3 protein-coding genes are annotated in these 2,928 nt (G+C 65.7%); all 3 read left to right on the forward strand.

The features are described from left to right. On the forward strand, positions 1-622 hold a 622-nt coding region (locus V7Q81_RS15450; RefSeq protein ID WP_333845102.1), incomplete at its 5' end, for a P-loop NTPase. Between the two features lie 5 nt (positions 623-627). Continuing rightward, on the forward strand, positions 628-2,316 hold the full coding sequence (locus V7Q81_RS15455; RefSeq protein WP_333845104.1) for a TIGR03016 family PEP-CTERM system-associated outer membrane protein: 1,689 nt from the start codon (positions 628-630) through the stop codon (positions 2,314-2,316). 3 nt (positions 2,317-2,319) lie between these two features. Continuing rightward, positions 2,320-2,928: AAA family ATPase (locus tag V7Q81_RS15460; RefSeq protein ID WP_333845107.1), on the forward strand; the 609-nt coding region annotated here is incomplete at its 3' end.

Below are 2,928 nucleotides of genomic sequence, written 5' to 3' on the forward strand. Positions count from 1 at the left end.
CCAAAACGCCCGGGGCGGCGCGGCCGCGCCGGTGGAGCGGGGCAACCTGATCATGGTGGCAAGCGCCGTTCCCGGCGAGGGCAAAAGCTTTGTCGCCGTGAATCTCGCCATGAGCATGGCCATGGAGCGGGACACCTACGTGCTGCTGGTGGACACGGATGTGGCTGGCCGGTCGCTGCCAGCCATTTTGGGCGTGCGATCTGCCGGTCCGGGCCTGCTCGACTTGCTGAGCAATCCCGGCCTGGATCCCGCGGAAGCGCTGCTGCGCACCAATGTGGAGCACCTATCCCTGCTGCTGGCAGGGCGCCGCCATCCCCACGCCACCGAGCTCCTGGCGAGCGAAGCCATGCGGGCCCTGTTGAATGAGCTCGCCTCCCGCTACAATGACCGCGTCATCATCTTCGACTCGCCGCCCTTGCTCGCCACCCCGGAGGCACGGGTGCTCGCCACCTACATGGGCCAGATCGTGTTGGTGGTGGAGGCGGATCGCACCACCCACGCCACCGTTCGTCAAGCTCTGGAGACCCTGGAGCCCTGCCCGGTGGTCATGACGGTGCTCAACAAGGCCGCCGAGTCGGAAGTCGGCTCCTATTACGGCTATCGCCAGCAGACTGCGGACTGACACCCTTGCGCCCGCACCCCGTGGTCTTCGCCTCCATGCCCCTCCGCCACGGCAAAGCGATCAAACACGCTTCAGTACAGCGCGTTTTTACAAGCGGCCGTCTCTGGTTCGCCGCGCTTCGCCGGGCGCCTCGCAGCCTGCGGCGACTCGCCCGGGGGGCGGCTATCCATGCCCCGGTCAGCCATTGCGCCGGATTCCTGCTCGGGGCAGCGCTCGCGGGCCTTGCGGCCACCGCCCAGGGCGCCGACTGGAAGCTGGAAAAAGGAATCTCGGCGCGGGCAACCTACACGGACAACGTGAATCTCGCCCCCAGCGGCCGGGAGGAAAGCGACCTCTACACCGAGGTGCGGCCCCACCTCGGCATCCGGGGCAAGGGCGGGCGGCTCCAGCTTTCCGCCGACTACTCGCCGCGGTTGCTCTATTACGTGAACGAGAACTCCCGCAGCCGCGTCGCCCACGAGCTTGCCTCCTCTGCCAAGCTGGAGGCCATCGAGAATTTCTTCTTCATCGACGCCAACGCCGACATCTCCCAGGAGTTCGTCTCCCCCTTCGGCCCCCAGCCCGGGGACGTGGGCCTCGACAGCGGCAATCGCATCGAGACCCGCAGGCTGCGAGTCTCGCCCTACATCCAGGGCCGGACCGTGGGCAACATCGACTACCTCGGCCGCTACGAGACCACGTGGACCGATACCGACCGGGAGAGCCTCGCCAACGCCCGGCGCACCCGGTGGCTGGGGCGCCTTTCGGGGCCGCCCCAGCGCATCGGCTGGAGCGCCGAGGCGTTTCGCGAAGAAACCAAATTCGAAGACCAGCAGACGTTCACCAATAACCTGGGGCGCCTGATCGTCTCCTATCGGGTGGTTCCGACCTTTCGGCTGGAGGCTCGGGGCGGTTACGAGCAGAACAACTTCGGGCTCACCGACCGAGAGGGAGCCATCTACGGCGCCGGCCTCGACTGGCGCCCGACCCCCCGAACGGTGATGAACGGCTTCTGGGAGGAGCGCTTCTTCGGCAGCTCCTTCGGGGCGAACATCACCCACCGTACCCGGCTCACCGCGTGGCGGCTCGCGGCCTCCCGCGACATCAGCGACTTCCCCCAGGAGCTCTTCACCCTGCAGCCCGGCTTCACGCCGCTGCTTTTGGACGCCATTTTCGCCACCCGCATCCCGGACCCGGTGGAGCGGTTCGACGCCGTCATCCGCTTCCTGCAGGAGAACCAGATTCCCCTGTTCCTCAACACGCCGCTGCGCTTCTTTACCCAAAGGATCTTTTTGCGGGAACGCTACGAGGCCTCCGCCGCCATCAACGGAGTGCGTAACACCGTTGTCTTCTCGGTCTTCTATAGTGACAACGAGCCGGTATCCACGACCAATGCGATCCTGCCCCCGGAACTGCTGTTGGTGGATCAGCCCTTCACCCAGACCGGTGCGTCGATTTCCTACACCTTGCGGCTGACCCGCTTGAGCAACGTGAACCTGCTGCTCGCCCACACCCGCACCAAGCGCGAGCAGACCCTAGTGGGCAGCCGCCCCGATTCGGAGCAGGACAGCGTGCGGCTCACCTATTCCACCCAGCTCGCCCCCAAAACGCGGGGACTCGCTGGCGTCCGGTACCAGCAGTTCGACTCCAACGACCCCCTGTTCAACAACTACAACGAGTTTGCGGTATTCGTCGGCCTCGATCACCGCTTCTGAGCCATGTACGAAGCCTTCTACGGGCTGAAAGGAAAGCCCTTCCAGCTCAACCCGGACCCCGCTTTCCTCTACGCGAGCCGCGGCCACAAGAGCGCCCTCGCCTATCTCAAGTACGGTCTGTACCAGGGGGAAGGCTTTGTCGTCATCACTGGCGAGATCGGCACGGGCAAGACCACCTTAATCCGCAGTCTCCTCGAGCAGCTCGATCGGCAGAAAGTGATGGCGGCCCAGCTCGTGAGCACCCAGCTCGACGCGGAAAACCTGCTGCGGGCGGTGGCCACCGCCTTCGGCATCCCGGTCAACTCACCCCACAAGGCGGAGCTGCTGGCGCAGATCGAGGCCTTCCTCACCGCCCTGGTGCCGCGACACAAGCGGGCCTTGCTGATCGTGGACGAGGCCCAGAACCTGAGCCCCCGGGCAGTGGAAGAGTTGCGCATGCTCTCCAACTTCCAGCTCGGTAACCAAGCCCTGCTGCAAAGCGTGCTGGTGGGGCAACCCGAGCTGCGGGAGGTCATGCGCAGCGCCCGCATGAAGCAGCTGCGCCAGCGGGTAATCGCCTCCTACCACCTGGGCCCCATGGACCGCCAGGAAACCCAGGGCTACATCGAGCAC

Source organism: Pelomicrobium sp. (assembly GCF_036803785.1).
Lineage (GTDB): Bacteria > Pseudomonadota > Gammaproteobacteria > Burkholderiales > UBA6910 > Pelomicrobium.